Origin of the sequence: Pseudomonas sp. G166 (assembly GCF_037027455.2) — a bacterium.
In the GTDB taxonomy this organism is placed as follows: Bacteria; Pseudomonadota; Gammaproteobacteria; order Pseudomonadales; family Pseudomonadaceae; genus Aquipseudomonas.
The window spans coordinates 2,726,339-2,739,467 of the sequence record NZ_CP146985.1; the positions used below are offsets into that span (position 1 = coordinate 2,726,339).

Annotated in this window: 13 protein-coding genes; 5 read left to right on the forward strand and 8 right to left on the reverse strand. The window is 60.8% G+C overall.

What is annotated here, in order from left to right; genetic code table 11:
• Positions 1 to 3: 3 nt before the first annotated feature.
• Positions 4 to 963: a diguanylate cyclase gene (locus SGN16_RS12315; protein ID WP_210644365.1), complete on the reverse strand. Its 960-nt coding sequence runs from the start codon at positions 961 to 963 to the stop codon at positions 4 to 6.
• A 3-nt stretch (positions 964 to 966) separates the two neighbouring features.
• Positions 967 to 1,965 (reverse strand): response regulator, encoded by a 999-nt coding sequence (locus tag SGN16_RS12320; RefSeq protein WP_335944178.1) that lies wholly within the window; start codon positions 1,963 to 1,965, stop codon positions 967 to 969.
• 276 nt (positions 1,966 to 2,241) lie between these two features.
• On the opposite strand from SGN16_RS12320, the gene SGN16_RS12325 reads away from it, so the two are divergent.
• From SGN16_RS12325 to SGN16_RS12335, 3 genes are all read left to right on the forward strand, one after another.
• Entirely contained in the window at positions 2,242 to 2,307 is a 66-nt protein-coding gene (locus SGN16_RS12325; RefSeq protein WP_335944290.1) for a hypothetical protein, read from the forward strand.
• 67 nt (positions 2,308 to 2,374) lie between these two features.
• Entirely contained in the window at positions 2,375 to 2,536 is a 162-nt protein-coding gene (locus SGN16_RS12330; protein WP_210644368.1) for a DUF2986 domain-containing protein, read from the forward strand.
• Between the two features lie 51 nt (positions 2,537 to 2,587).
• On the forward strand, positions 2,588 to 3,283 hold the full coding sequence (locus tag SGN16_RS12335) for a tRNA (adenine(22)-N(1))-methyltransferase TrmK (protein ID WP_335944179.1): 696 nt from the start codon (positions 2,588 to 2,590) through the stop codon (positions 3,281 to 3,283).
• Between the two features lie 30 nt (positions 3,284 to 3,313).
• Here the strand turns inward: SGN16_RS12335 and glcF are convergent, their stop codons facing one another.
• The 3 genes from glcF to glcD are packed head-to-tail and all read right to left on the reverse strand — an operon-like array spanning position 3,314 to position 7,092.
• The gene (glcF, locus tag SGN16_RS12340; RefSeq protein ID WP_335944180.1) at positions 3,314 to 4,531 is read right to left on the reverse strand and encodes a glycolate oxidase subunit GlcF; all 1,218 of its coding nucleotides are present in this window, start codon (positions 4,529 to 4,531) and stop codon (positions 3,314 to 3,316) included.
• Between the two features lie 9 nt (positions 4,532 to 4,540).
• A complete protein-coding gene (glcE, locus tag SGN16_RS12345; protein WP_335944181.1) occupies positions 4,541 to 5,593 on the reverse strand; it encodes a glycolate oxidase subunit GlcE in 1,053 nt (350 codons plus the stop codon).
• Positions 5,593 to 7,092 (reverse strand): glycolate oxidase subunit GlcD, encoded by a 1,500-nt coding sequence (gene glcD / locus SGN16_RS12350; protein WP_335944182.1) that lies wholly within the window; start codon positions 7,090 to 7,092, stop codon positions 5,593 to 5,595. Before glcD ends, glcE begins: the two co-directional genes overlap by 1 nt.
• 201 nt (positions 7,093 to 7,293) lie before the next feature.
• Here glcD and SGN16_RS12355 point away from each other — a divergent pair, with 201 nt between their 5' ends.
• Positions 7,294 to 7,986 carry a type 1 glutamine amidotransferase domain-containing protein gene (locus tag SGN16_RS12355; protein ID WP_335944183.1) on the forward strand — a complete coding sequence of 231 codons (693 nt, stop codon included), beginning with the start codon at positions 7,294 to 7,296 and terminating at the stop codon, positions 7,984 to 7,986.
• A 72-nt stretch (positions 7,987 to 8,058) separates the two neighbouring features.
• Here the strand turns inward: SGN16_RS12355 and SGN16_RS12360 are convergent, their stop codons facing one another.
• The 3 genes from SGN16_RS12360 to SGN16_RS12370 form a co-directional block, all read right to left on the reverse strand.
• Positions 8,059 to 8,571, reverse strand: a complete 513-nt coding sequence (locus SGN16_RS12360; protein WP_335944184.1) for a hypothetical protein — start codon at positions 8,569 to 8,571, stop codon at positions 8,059 to 8,061.
• 209 nt (positions 8,572 to 8,780) lie between these two features.
• Positions 8,781 to 10,808, reverse strand: coding sequence for a methyl-accepting chemotaxis protein (locus tag SGN16_RS12365; protein ID WP_335944185.1), 2,028 nt, complete (start codon positions 10,806 to 10,808; stop codon positions 8,781 to 8,783).
• A gap of 288 nt (positions 10,809 to 11,096) precedes the next feature.
• Positions 11,097 to 12,092, reverse strand: coding sequence for an aldo/keto reductase (locus SGN16_RS12370; RefSeq protein ID WP_210644383.1), 996 nt, complete (start codon positions 12,090 to 12,092; stop codon positions 11,097 to 11,099).
• A 112-nt stretch (positions 12,093 to 12,204) separates the two neighbouring features.
• Here SGN16_RS12370 and SGN16_RS12375 point away from each other — a divergent pair, with 112 nt between their 5' ends.
• Complete coding sequence (locus SGN16_RS12375; RefSeq protein WP_335944186.1) at positions 12,205 to 13,128, forward strand: LysR family transcriptional regulator; 924 nt, start codon at positions 12,205 to 12,207, stop codon at positions 13,126 to 13,128.
• The last annotated feature ends 1 nt before the right edge of the window (position 13,129 follow it).

Here is a 13,129-nt window from a genome sequence, read left to right on the forward strand (position 1 = left end):
AGGCTAAACCTGCTCGTACACTGTCACCCGGTTACGCCCGGTCTTCTTCGACGTATACAACGCCTGGTCCGCCCGGGCGATCAGGTCGGCGTGGCTGTTCGAGGGTTGGCTCAGGTCGGCCACTCCCAGGCTGATGGTGAAACGGATGCGCTGGTCGTTGTACACCACCTCCAGCGCCTCTACGGAGTGACGCATGCGTTCGGCGAAAGTGTGCGCACCAGTGCTGTCGGTATCCGAAAGCACCACGCCAAACTCTTCACCGCCATACCGGCCGACCACATCGGAGTCGCGCGCATGTTCGCGCAGCAGCCTGGCGACATGCTCGATGACCTTGTCGCCGGCCTGATGGCCGTAAGTGTCGTTGACTCGCTTGAAGTGATCGATGTCGAGCATCACCAGGCTCACCGCGTTGCCGTAGCGCTGGTGTCGAGCATAGGCGGCCCGCAGGCTTTCCTCCCAATGACCGCGGTTGTACAACCCCGTCAGTCGATCGGTACTGGAGAGTTGTTGCAGTTGCGCATTGGCGGCTTGCAGCTGATGCCGGTTGGTGGCGACGTCGGTGACGTCATAGATCACCAGGCAGATGTGGTTGATTTTGCTGTCGGGCGAGCGCAGCGGGAGCAGGGTGGTGTTCTGGTACATGAACTCTTCGCTGCCGGTGATCGGCTGATAGTTCTCGAACCGTACCAGATACGGACGTTGCTCCCACACCGTGAACGCTGGAGTGCCCAGGGTGGCGACGCTTTCCACCTTGCGACTGAACCACTGACGATCGATTTCGGGGAACAGGCTGAAAATAAGTTGATTGTGGGCATCCTTCGGCTGCACCCCGGAGCGGTTCTCCATGAAGGTGTTCCAGACCTGCACGCGGTAGTCGCGATCGAGCACCACCACGCCGACATCGATACTCTGAACGACGGCAAGCAACCAGTGAAATTCGTTCAGATCAATAGAATCGTTCATGGCTCAGTTCATCAAATAGGCGAGTTTGTGGGTCAACCGCTCGATGGAGTCTTCCGTGAACAGCAGCAATAGGTCGAAACGAATATCGTGCCCTTCCAGGCTGTAGCTGATTTCCACTGCCAGGGTCTTTTTCCAGCGCTTGCGGTTGACCCGGATCAGCTCATCAATCGCCGCGTGTTGGCCAAGAATCTGCGGGTGGCCCTGAGAGAATCCCACATCGATCTGTTCGGCAATGCTGGTCAGGCAAGCGCCGATCAGGACGCTGGAAAGGTCCAGCAGCATTTCCAGGTCGGAGTAGTCGCTGCTCTGACGTTGCATCAGTTGCGCGATGTCGGAGATTTCCGAGTCGTGAAACATCAGCAGGGCTTCACCCGCGATGCCACTGCCAATGAAACCCTGGCAGATAGCCGTGAGTTGCTGCGAGCTGCTGGCATCGTTCAGCGCCATATGCAACTCACCGACTTCGAGGATGTTCACATTGGGCACGGGCAGTTGCACAAAAACGCCCAATACCTTGGCGATCAGGGCGGCGGCCTGACCGATGGCGACATTGACTGTCTCGCGGAACACATCGTGAAAACTGATGGTCGTGTTCGATACTGGACGATTTTGTAGCGGTGTCTGGCCGGGTTTCGCCAATAGCCCCAATCGACTGAGGGTCTGGCGCAGCTCATTTTCGTCGAAAGGTTTTTTCAGGAATGCCAGTGCACCCAGCTCATGCACGCGGCGCACTGCTTCTTCCTGGACGTCACCGGAGATCACGATGACTTGCGCCTTCAGGCCTTCGGCGCGCAATGCGCTCAATACCTGATAACCGTCCATTTCCGGCATGGTCAGGTCGAGCAACACCACCTGTCCCAACCCCTGGCGTATGGCGTCCATGGCCTGGCGGCCATTGGTGGCCTCGGTGACCGAAACCGGCCAGTCTGCGGGCAGCGCGCGTAATACCTGTTTACGGGCCATGTTGGAGTCGTCACACACCACTAGGGGAATCACTGACACAGAAGGCTCTCATCGGGGGGTGGATATCAGGGAAACTCTTACGTGCATCATGACATAGGGTAGCAAAGAGCACCTAATGCACAGGTTTTCCCGGGAGCGCCATCCAACAACATAGGCGGCTTGTGGGGGGGCGGCCAAGGCTGCGCGCCTGGCATTGCGGCGCAGCGTGCTTGTACCGCGACAGATCGAGGCGCGCCTCTGTAGGCCGCTTGCCAACAGTGCTACAGTCCCGCGCTTTCAGGATGGGGCGTCGTGGGCGCGTTGGCATCGCTTGCAATGATCGACCTCCCTTTCAGTGTCGTCGCCGATACGTTAATCCTGCGTATGCGATTTTTCATATGAAGCCTGCCGAGGAGTAGCGCTATCCCGGTATCCTCATAACCACTCAGCATCCATCGAAGTAGAAAACATGAATCGTCGTAAGAAAATAAATCAGTTGCTCAAGGCTCATGCCAAAAAGGCCAGTGCCAAATTGGCACCGGCCAGCAAGTCCAGGTACATCAGCAAAGCCGACCGATTGAAACTGGCCGCTGAAGCCAGCCCAGATGCGATCATCCTGCCTGAGGACTGACCCAGGCAGTTTTAAGGTTCTGGACGTTCGTAGTAAAAAAAGAGGTCGTAGTTGAACCAGCAGACGTTGTCCATGCGCCTGGAGCGCGTGGCGGAGCAGGTACCCATAGGCGCCCGCCTGGCCGATATCGGCTCGGATCACGCCTACCTGCCGGTGGCATTGATGCGCCGTGGCGCCATCGCGGCGGCGGTGGCGGGTGAGGTGGCATTGACGCCGTTTCGCTCGGCCCAACGCACCGTGGCTGAAAATGGCCTGGACGAGCAGATCAGCGTGCGCTTGGCCAACGGCCTGGCGGCGATCGAGCCGGGAGACGGGATTACGGCGATCAGCATCTGCGGCATGGGCGGCGAGACGATTCGCGACATCCTCGACAGCGGCAAGGCGTGCCTGAGCGGCCAGGAGCGCCTGATTCTGCAGCCCAACGGTGGCGAACAACCGTTGCGCCAATGGTTGATGGAAAATCGCTACCGCATCCTTTGCGAGCTAGTGCTGCGGGAAAATCGCTTCGACTACGAAATCATTGTCGCCGAGCCTGACGGCCCGGTGTCGTACACCGCCGAGGAGCTGTACTTCGGCCCGCTGCAGATGCAGGCCCGCAGCCCGGCGTTCCTGGCCAAGTGGCAGCGTATGCTGCGCCTGAAGCAGCGAACCCTGGCTGACTTCGCCCGGGCGCGAAAGACCGTGCCCGAGGACAAGGTGCAGGAGGTCGTGCGACAGGCCCGGTGGATCACTGAACTGCTGGCTTGAGCCGGCCCATCGGTCGCCCTACAGGGTTGTCTAGATCAGTGCTTCTTCGACCAGTTCGATCCAATGACGCACCGGTGTGCGTCCGGCGCTGTCGAGGTGGGTCTGGCAGCCGATGTTGGCCGTTACGATCACTTGCGGATTGCCGCTCTCCAAAGCGTTGAGCTTGTTGTCGCGCAATTGCCGGGACAGCTCGGGTTGGGTCAGCGAATACGTGCCTGCCGAGCCACAACAAAGATGACTGTCGGGCACCGTCGTGAGGCTGAACCCGAGGCGCCCGAGTACCCCTTCCACGGCGCCGCCGAGCTTCTGGGCATGCTGCAGGGTGCAGGGGCAGTGGAAGGCCAGGCGCCGGTCGCCATGCAGGCCGAGGGTTTCCAGGGGTTCGGCGTGCAGCACTTGCACCAGGTCGCGAGCCAAGGTGCTGACACGTTCGGCCTTGGCGGCGTAGGCCGGGTCATGCTTAAGCAACTTGCCATACTCTTGCACGAAGGCGCCGCAACCGCTGGCGGTCTGGACAATGGCTTCGGCCCCGGCCTCGAGGGCTGGCCACCAGGCGTCGATGTTGCGCCTGGCCCGCTCGAGGCCTTTTTCCTGGGCATTGAGGTGGTAGTCGATTGCCCCACAACAACCGGCCTCTGGGGCCGATACCACCGAGATGCCCAGGCGATCCAGGACGCGTGCGGCAGCGGCGTTGGTGTTGGGCGACAGGGTCGGCTGCACGCAACCTTCGAGCATCAGTACATGGCGCGCATGGCGTACTGGCGGACGTGGCTTGGCCGCAGGGTGCTGGCGCGGCAGCTTGGTTTGCAGGGCATGGGGTAGCAGCGGACGGAAAACCTTCGCAACCTGGGTCAACGCTTTGAAGAGTGCTGGCCGTGGCAGTACCGCGCGCAGGCCCTGGCGAAACATGCGTTCGGTGAGCGGGCGCGGTACCTTCTGCTCGACGACAGCGCGACCGATATCCAGCAGGTTGTGATATTGCACGCCGGATGGACAGGTGGTCTCGCAGCTGCGGCAGGTCAGGCAGCGATCCAGGTGCAACTGGGTCTTGGCGGTGACCGCCTGGCCTTCGAGTACCTGCTTGATCAGGTAGATGCGCCCGCGGGGGCCGTCCAGTTCATCCCCCAGCAATTGGTAGGTGGGGCAGGTGGCCGTACAGAATCCACAATGCACGCATGAGCGCAGGATACGCTCGGCTTCCTCGGCGCGGGGGAGGCTTTTGGCTTGTTCGCTCAGATGGGTTTGCATGGCTCGTCCTCAGAGGTCGGCGTACATACGGCCCGGATTGAAGATGCCCTGGGGGTCGAGCTGCTTCTTCAGGTTCTGGTGGTAGCGCAGCAACGGTCCGGCCAACGGCTGGAAGGGCGTTTCGTCGATGGCGTAGAGGGTTGCGTGACCACCGACGTTGGACGCAGCCTGGCGAATGATTTCAGGCGCAGCCGTGGATTTCAGCCACCGCTGGGCGCCCCCCCAGTCCAACAGTTGTCGACCGGGTAGATCCAGGGGAGCGATGTTGTTCGGCAGCGAAAGCCGCCACAACGGTTCGGGTGTGGCAAAGAACCCCAGGCGCTGTTCCCGCAGGTCAGCCCAGTAACTGTTATCGAGGGTGTCGCCACCGAGACGGTCGATGGCCGAGGCCACCGAGCCCTCGCCACCTTCCAGGCGCAGGTGCAGTGCCGCGCCGTCATGACAGGCCGCGCTGATCGGGATTGGCTGCTGGCCCCATTCGGCCAGTTCACCCAACGCCTGGTGAACATCCATTTCCAGTCGCACGCTGCGGCACTGGCGTGGCTTGGGCAGGACCTTCAAGGACACCTCCGTGAGTAGCCCCAGGCAGCCGAAGCTGCCGGTCATGAGGCGCGACAGGTCATAGCCGGCGACATTCTTCATGACTTCGCCGCCAAAACGCAGCAACTTGCCTTGCCCGGTGATGACCCGGGTGCCCAACACGTAATCCCGCACCGAGCCGGCCCAGGGGCGCCGTGGCCCGGACAAACCGGTGGCGACCATGCCGCCCAGGGTCGCCTGCGGGCCCAGGTGTGGGGGCTCGAATGGCAGGAATTGGCCGGCGGCGTCGAGGGCTGCTTCGAGCTCCACCAGGGGGGTGCCGGCGCGTGCGGTGAGCACCAGTTCGGTCGGGTCGTAGCTGACGATGCCGCGATGCAGGCGGGTATCCAATATGTCACCGCGGGCTGGTCGGCCCAGCATGGCTTTGCTGTTGCCGCCTTGGATGCGCAGCGGTGTGCGTTCGCCGAGGGCGTGGTTGACCTGTTCCAGCAGCGTGGCGCTGGCGTCATGATCGTAGGGCATCAGAAGCGCTCCAGTTCCGGGAACGGCAGGTTACCGAGGTGCACGTGCATCGAACCAAACTCCGCACAGCGCTGCAGGGTCGGGATGTTCTTGCCGGGATTGAGCAGGCCCAGCGGGTCAAAGGCCTTTTTTACCGCGTGGAACACGGTCAACTCGTCGCTGTTGAACTGCGCGCACATTTGGTTGATCTTCTCGCGCCCGACACCATGCTCCCCGGTGATGCTGCCACCGACTTGCACGCACAGTTCCAGGATCTTGCCGCCCAGCGTCTCGGCGCGCTCCAGCTCGCCGGGCTGGTTGGCGTCGAACAGAATGAGTGGGTGCATGTTGCCGTCCCCGGCATGGAATACGTTGGCCACGCGCAGGCCATGTTCGTCGGACAGGTCGCTGATGCCTTTGAGCACCCGCGGCAGTTCGCGTCGTGGGATGGTGCCGTCCATGCAGTAGTAGTCCGGTGAGATGCGCCCCACGGCGGGAAACGCGTTCTTGCGCCCGGCCCAGAAACGCGCCCGTTCGGCCTCGTCGCAGGCCACCCGCACATGAACGGCCCCGGCAGCCTTCAAGACGGCCTCGACCCGTTCGCAATCGTCCCGCACATCGGCTTCCACACCGTCCAGTTCGCACAGCAGGATGGCCGCAGCGTCTACCGGGTAGCCGGCGTGGATGAAGTCCTCGGTGGCTCGAATCGACAGGTTGTCCATCATCTCCAATCCGCCGGGGATGATCCCGGCGGCAATGATGTCGCCCACGGCGCGACCGGCCTTTTCCACCGAGTCGAAACTGGCGAGCAGCACGCGGGCCACCTGGGGCTTGGGCAGCAGTTTGACCGTCACTTCGGTGATGATGCCGAGCATCCCTTCCGAGCCCGTGAACAGGGCCAGCAAATCGAATCCAGGCGTATCCAGGGCGTCGCTGCCCAGCGTCATGCTTTGGCCCTCGACGGTGAGGATGTCGACCTTGAGCAGGTTATGCACGGTCAGGCCGTACTTCAGGCAATGCACGCCGCCGGCGTTCTCCGCCACGTTGCCACCGATGGAACAGGCGATCTGGGAAGACGGATCGGGTGCGTAGTACAACCCGTAAGGCGCGGCAGCCTGGGAGATCGCCAGGTTGCGCACCCCAGGCTGGACTCGTGCATAGCGGCCTTGAGGGTTGACTTCCAGGATGCGATTGAAGCGCGCCATCACCAACAGAAGCCCCTGTTCCAACGGCAAGGCGCCGCCCGACAGCCCGGTGCCGGCACCTCGGGCCACGACCGGTACCTGACGGGCATGGCAGATACGCAACAGCGCCTGTACCTGCTCGATGCGCTCGGGCAGGGCGACCAACAGTGGCATGACGCGGTAGGCCGAAAGCCCGTCGCATTCATACGGCCTCAGGTCCTCCGGGCTGTGCAGCAGCTCAAGGTCGGGGAGGGCCTCACTCAGTTCTGAAATCAGCGCGGACTTGTCGACCCGGGGCAATACACCATCGACGCGCTCATCGTAGAGAATATTCATAGGCTTCTATTGTTCTTAGTGCCAGACGAAAGGGCATTTGACAGTGTAGCGCTCGATGGTTGAGCCAAGCACATTCATCGGGTCCTGCCAGTCGGGAAAGTATCGCGACGGCCCACTGAACGTCTGCGCCCGCCCGCCCTCTGAAGCTAGAGCAGGGCGGCGACCACGCGCCGTCCATTAGCACCAGGAGGAAAGGCACGCATGAAAATTCTAATGGTCCTTACATCCCACGATCAGTTGGGCGACACCGGCAAGAAAACCGGTTTCTGGCTGGAAGAGTTCGCCTCGCCCTATTACGTGTTTGCCGACGCCAAGGCGACAGTCACGCTTGCATCTCCCAAGGGCGGACAGCCGCCACTGGACCCCAAAAGCGATGAGGAAGATGCCCAGACAGCCGCCACGCGCCGTTTTCGCGCCGATTCGCAGGCCCAAGCGGCCCTGGCCAACACGGTGCCGCTGGGCGAGATTGATCCCTATGATTTCGATGCCGTGTTTTACCCCGGCGGTCATGGGCCGCTCTGGGACCTGGCCGAGGACACGGATTCGAAGACCCTGCTCGAAGCCTTTTATGCCGCTAACAAGCCCGTGGCCGCCGTTTGTCACGCTCCTGGCGTGTTCAAGAACGTTCAAGCCCCGGACGGCCAGCCTGTGGTGAAGGGCAAGAAAGTGACCGGGTTTACCAACTCAGAGGAAGCGGCGGTGGGGCTGACACACGTGGTGCCGTTTCTGGTGGAGGACATGCTCAAGGCTAAAGGCGGCGAGTATTCCAAGGGGGCGGACTGGGCGAGCCATGTGGTCGAGGACGGGCACTTGATCACGGGTCAGAACCCGGCTTCATCCGAAGCGGCCGCCAAAGCGTTGCTCAAGCGGCTGGGGCAGGAACAGATGGCCTGAGCCGTCGCAGGAGGCGGCCCGGCTTGGGCCGCCTATGAGTGCCAGCGGGTCACTGTATCCGCTGCCAATACCCTATGCGCCTGGCTTGGCCGGTGGTTGCCCCTGCATGTAGCTTTGATGCCGCATCATTTGCTCCATCATCATCTGTTGCATGCCGGTGAACCTGTCCATCATGTACTGGTGTTGACTTCTTTGCTCCGCAGGCAACTTCGAGTAGTCCTGCCAGCCCATCATGTGTGCGCCGCCCATCATCTTCCCTTTGCCCATCATGCCCGGGCCTTGGCAGCATCCCATCATTGCCGGCCCCCCCATTGCGTGCATCATGGCCATGCCACTCTGCATCGTATTCCAATGTTCCTGAAGGAGTTTCTGCCGCTCCTGAGGATCCTGGGTCTGCTGGATCTTCGCCATCTGTTCCTGCATTTTCTGGAAGGTCTCTTGCGCCTGTGCCATCTGTTTGTCGAACTCTGCAACATTGGGGGTTTGTTGCTGCGTCGACGGTACTTCAGATTGCTCTGCTGCTGACGTCCAAAGGGGGGAAAGCGATGCAAGAAGCAAAAGCATGGCCAGTGGGGTATTTTTCATGTCGAGCTACCTGTATGGGGGAGGAGCCGAACCAAAATCAAAGGTTTCACACGATTGTGGAGAGTGGAGTCAGCCGCATTCGTCGGAACTCATGGACTTCAGCATGACAGTCGCTTACTAACGCCCCCAAATGATGAGTAGATATACCCGGGACAACCTTGATTTATGTCATCTTCGAAGGTGGCCGCCGGTTTTATGCCTCGACGTGCTCAGGCATTGGCGTGGGTCAGCCCGGTCAAGGTGTCGGCGATGGTCTTGGTGCGTTGCGCCGTCCCTTCAGTGGTGCGGCTTGAGTCCTCCAGGACATCGAGCATTTCGCGCAGTGCGCCCACGGCGGTGGACTGATCTTCGATCTGTTGGGCGACGCCTTGGATCTCCTTTGACAGCAGGTCAATATCCACGCCGATTTCAGCGGCATTCTTGCGGGTGATTTCGGCGAGCTTGCGCACCTCGTCAGCCACCACGGCGAAACCTCTGCCCATTTCACCCGCCCGCGCGGCTTCGATGGCAGCGTTGAGCGCCAGCAGGTTGGTCTGCCCGGCGATTTGCTGAATCACCTGCACGATCGACTGGATACGCAGGCTTGAACTGGCGAGCGCACGCGCGCCGACCACCGCTTCACCGGCTTGCGTGGCCAACTGCTCCACGGTCGTGCCGGCCTGCTCGGCAACGGTGTTTTGCCGATCTATCGTGCCCGTCAGGTCATCCATCGACAGGTGCAGTTCACCCGAGTAATGCTTGATTTGTGTAGCCATATCCGCTTGCTGCTGGCTGGCCTGTGCCAACACCTGGCCCAGGTCTGTCAGGCCGTCGAACACTGGCAGGATCGTGTTATCCAGGCCGCGGGTGTCCAAGGCGCTGTTGAAGTCATTCATCTTGAACGCCATGATCTGCTTGACCACTACGTGGTTCAGGCCCGCCAGCTTCTTGATCTGGCGACGCAGGAAGAAGGCTTTGAACTCGCCATAGTGGGCGATGAAGTTATCGACGTATTCATCGCTGAAACTGGCGCCCTTAGTGATTCGAAAGAAAAAGATCGCCGTGAGCGTCTGATTCAGGTTCAGGCCCAGGATTTCACCAAAAGTCGAAAAGCCGGCCAACGGCACATCACCGAAAATACCGGCCATGCTGCCCAGGTCGCTGCTGTTGTTGAGCCGGCGCAGGATGCAGTCGTTGAGAATGGCCGCTACCGGTCGACCGCCTTTACCTCTGAGGAATTTCTCGTAGTCGATGCGGGTCGCTTCGCGAAGGGGCGTGCGCTTGACCATCACCAGCTCTTCGCCGGGCGCAACGTCGCAGAACAGCTGAATGATTTGTTGTTGATAGTCAATGCGGGCAATGGAGCGCACGAACAGTTCTTCACCCACCCGGATGGCGAACGAGTAGTCGGCCAGTTTCTTTTCCAGCGCTTGGGCTGTGCACTCGAATGCGTCGCACAGTGCTTGCACCATGCTCTTGATGTTGCCACGGCTGTCGATGACCTGGTCAATGGTGCGGTCTTCCACCGACGCGGTCAGCACGTTGAAAGTCAACCCGGCCGGTTGGAAGTTCTGGCTTTTGAATACCCCGAAGCGCACATCCGCGGCGGTTTTCAGGAAGACTATTTGCGCATGGTTCTGGTAACTGCGCTGGCCGTCACTGATCAGGGTTTTCTTGAAATCAGTCTTGCCCCCGGCAGAGCCGCCGACGAACAGGCAAGGGAAACGCCCGGACTCGTAGAGCGCCTCCATAAAGAACGACTCGGACGCCGAAAGACCATCGAACACCACGTAGGCCAAGGTATCACGGTGGTCAATGGGCGTGTTCACCCGCGCCTGTTTGATGTTGTTCACCAGCTTGGCGATTCGCTCACGCATGGCCAGGCGTTTGCCCCCGCTGCGAATGTCTTCGCACTCCAGCGGCACCATCACCACCTCGGCCGAGGCAATCACACTGGAATCAAACAGTTGCAGCACCACCCGGTCCCAGGTGTCGCCGGTCTGGCAGTACAGCGTGTTAGTGCCATTGCACAGCTCTCCAGACGTCGTGCACAGGCTGATAGCACTGTGGGCGAAGCGCTTTTTGACCTTGGCGGCGATCTGGTCGATGTCCAGGTGAGGGGAGACAAATCCGGTGACCAACACCGGTTCTACGCGCACGCTGGCCAGCGCCTGATCAAGTTCGCCAGCGCTACAAACCACGCTGACAGCACCTTGGGTGTGGGCTCGGGCCTTTTTGAAGAGATTCAGTAGATTCATGGCTGGACTCGTTGAGTGCGACGTGACGCATACAAGGTATACGTGCAGAGGCCTTACTCTGTATCGGCCACGGCTGGGTAGGCTGGAGCGAACTTGGCAGCAGTGGCTACGCAGAGGCGCCTGGCGGCGTTCAGGCTGTACGGCAACGCCTGCGCAGGATCCTTTGCGTATAACCCAGTCTCAAACTATCGATTTCCATCGGCCGCCCACAGTGTCCTTTCGTCTGTGTTGCCTGCGCCCAATGATTAGCGACTTTCGTACATACCCAGGGCAAACCCGGCGACTCGATCAGCCGTTCAATAGAGTCATCGTCTGCGCACTGTACCGATCGCCGGCCACAACCCCTTCGGCGGCAAAAATTTCATCCAGATGGGCCAGCTCATCGGCGCTCAATGCCAGCGTAGCGGCTGCGACATTGCTCTCCAGGTATTTGCGTTGCTTGGTGCCCGGGATCGGGATGACGTCGTTGCCCTGAGCCAATACCCACGCCAGGGCCAGTTGCGAAGCGCTGATGCCCTTGTTCGCAGCCAATGCCTTGACCCGCTCCACCAACACCAGGTTTCGACTGAAATTGTCGGCCTGGAAGCGCGGGTTGAAGCGGCGATAATCATCGGCGGCAAAATCGTCCGGGCTCTTCAGCTCACCCGTCAGAAACCCGCGGCCCAGCGGGCTGTAGGCGACGAAGGCAATGCCCAGGCGCCGACAGGTGTCGAGCACGCCATTGTGCTCAGGGTCACGGGACCACAGCGAGTATTCGCTTTGAACCGCAGCCAGTGGATGGACCGCATGGGCCCTTTGGATGGTCTCGGCGCTGGCTTCCGAGATGCCAATGTGGCGGACCTTGCCTGCCTTGACCAATTCGGCCATGGCCCCGATGGTCTCTTCGATGGGAACGAGCGGGTCAACGCGGTGCTGATAGTAGAGGTCGAGGTAGTCGGTATTGAGCCGTTTGAGGCTACCCTCGACCGATTGCCTGACGTATTCGGGGCGGCCATTGACGCCTCGGGCGTGGGGGTCGCTGCTGCGCACCAGGCCGAACTTGGTGGCCAGGCAAATGCTTTCACGCTTGCCGTGCAAGGCGCGTCCGAGCAGTTCTTCGTTGGTGTGCGGCCCATACATGTCAGCGGTGTCGAACAGCGTCACGCCCAGTTCCACGGCGCGGTGCAGCGTGGCGATCGCCTCTCGCTCATCCACCCCGGTGGTGTAGAAGTCCGACATGCCCATGCAGCCCAGGCCGATGGCTGAAACGTGTGGGCCGTGATGGCCGAGTTGGCGGGTCATCATGATGATTGCTCCTGGCTGTAAATGACCCGTTCAGTTTCCATGAGGCTGTTTTATGGATAAACCCGTGATTTTTGGTTTAACTATTCGTGAAATCTAAATAGTGAGCCCGAAAATGGATCGATTACAGGCAATGCAGGTGTTCAGGCGTATCGTCGAACTGGGTGGTTTTGGCAAGGCGGCCGACGATCTGGGACTGCCCCGGGCCACTGTCAGCCTGTTGATACAGCAGCTGGAAACCCACTTGGGTGTGCAGCTGTTGCAACGCACCACGCGGCAAGTGCGTGCGACCCTCGATGGCGAGGCCTATTACCAGCGCTGCGGTCAACTGCTCGACGACCTCGACGACCTCGAGAGCGCGTTGTCGGTGCAGCGCAGCCAACCGCGCGGCACCTTGAAGGTGGACATGCCCATCGCCTTTGGCTGCACCTGGATCCTGCCGCACCTGCCGGACTTCTATCGGCGCTACCCGGGACTGCAGTTGGACATCGGTTTCCACGACCGGCAAGTCCATCTGCAGCGCGAGGGCGTGGATTGTGCGATCCGTGCTGGCAATGTCGTCGACCAGGCCTTGGTGGCACGACCCATTGTGCGGCTGCAACAACTGACCTGCGCCAGCCCCGACTACCTGGCTCGTTCGGGCACGCCCCAGCGGTTAGAGGATTTACCAGAACATCGAGCCATCAACTTCGCGTCGGGCAATGGGCGATTTTTTCCTTTCGAGTTCGAGGTGGCGGGGCAGTTGCATGAGTTGCAACTGCCGGGCGAACTGACTGTCAACAACGCCGACGCCTACGTGACGGCCTGTGAGGCAGGATTTGGCTTGATTCAAGTACCGCGTTACCACGTTCAACGGCAGTTGGCCGAGGGGCGCCTGGTGCAAGTGCTGGATGAATACGCCGTGCCGTTATGGCCGATCTCAGCGGTGTACCCACCGCATCGACAGTTGTCGCCTCGGGTGCGGGTCTTTATCGACTGGGTGATCGAGCTGTTGCACGGGGTGGCGGATGCGCAGGGGGAGTTGATGGTGAGGGTCTAGA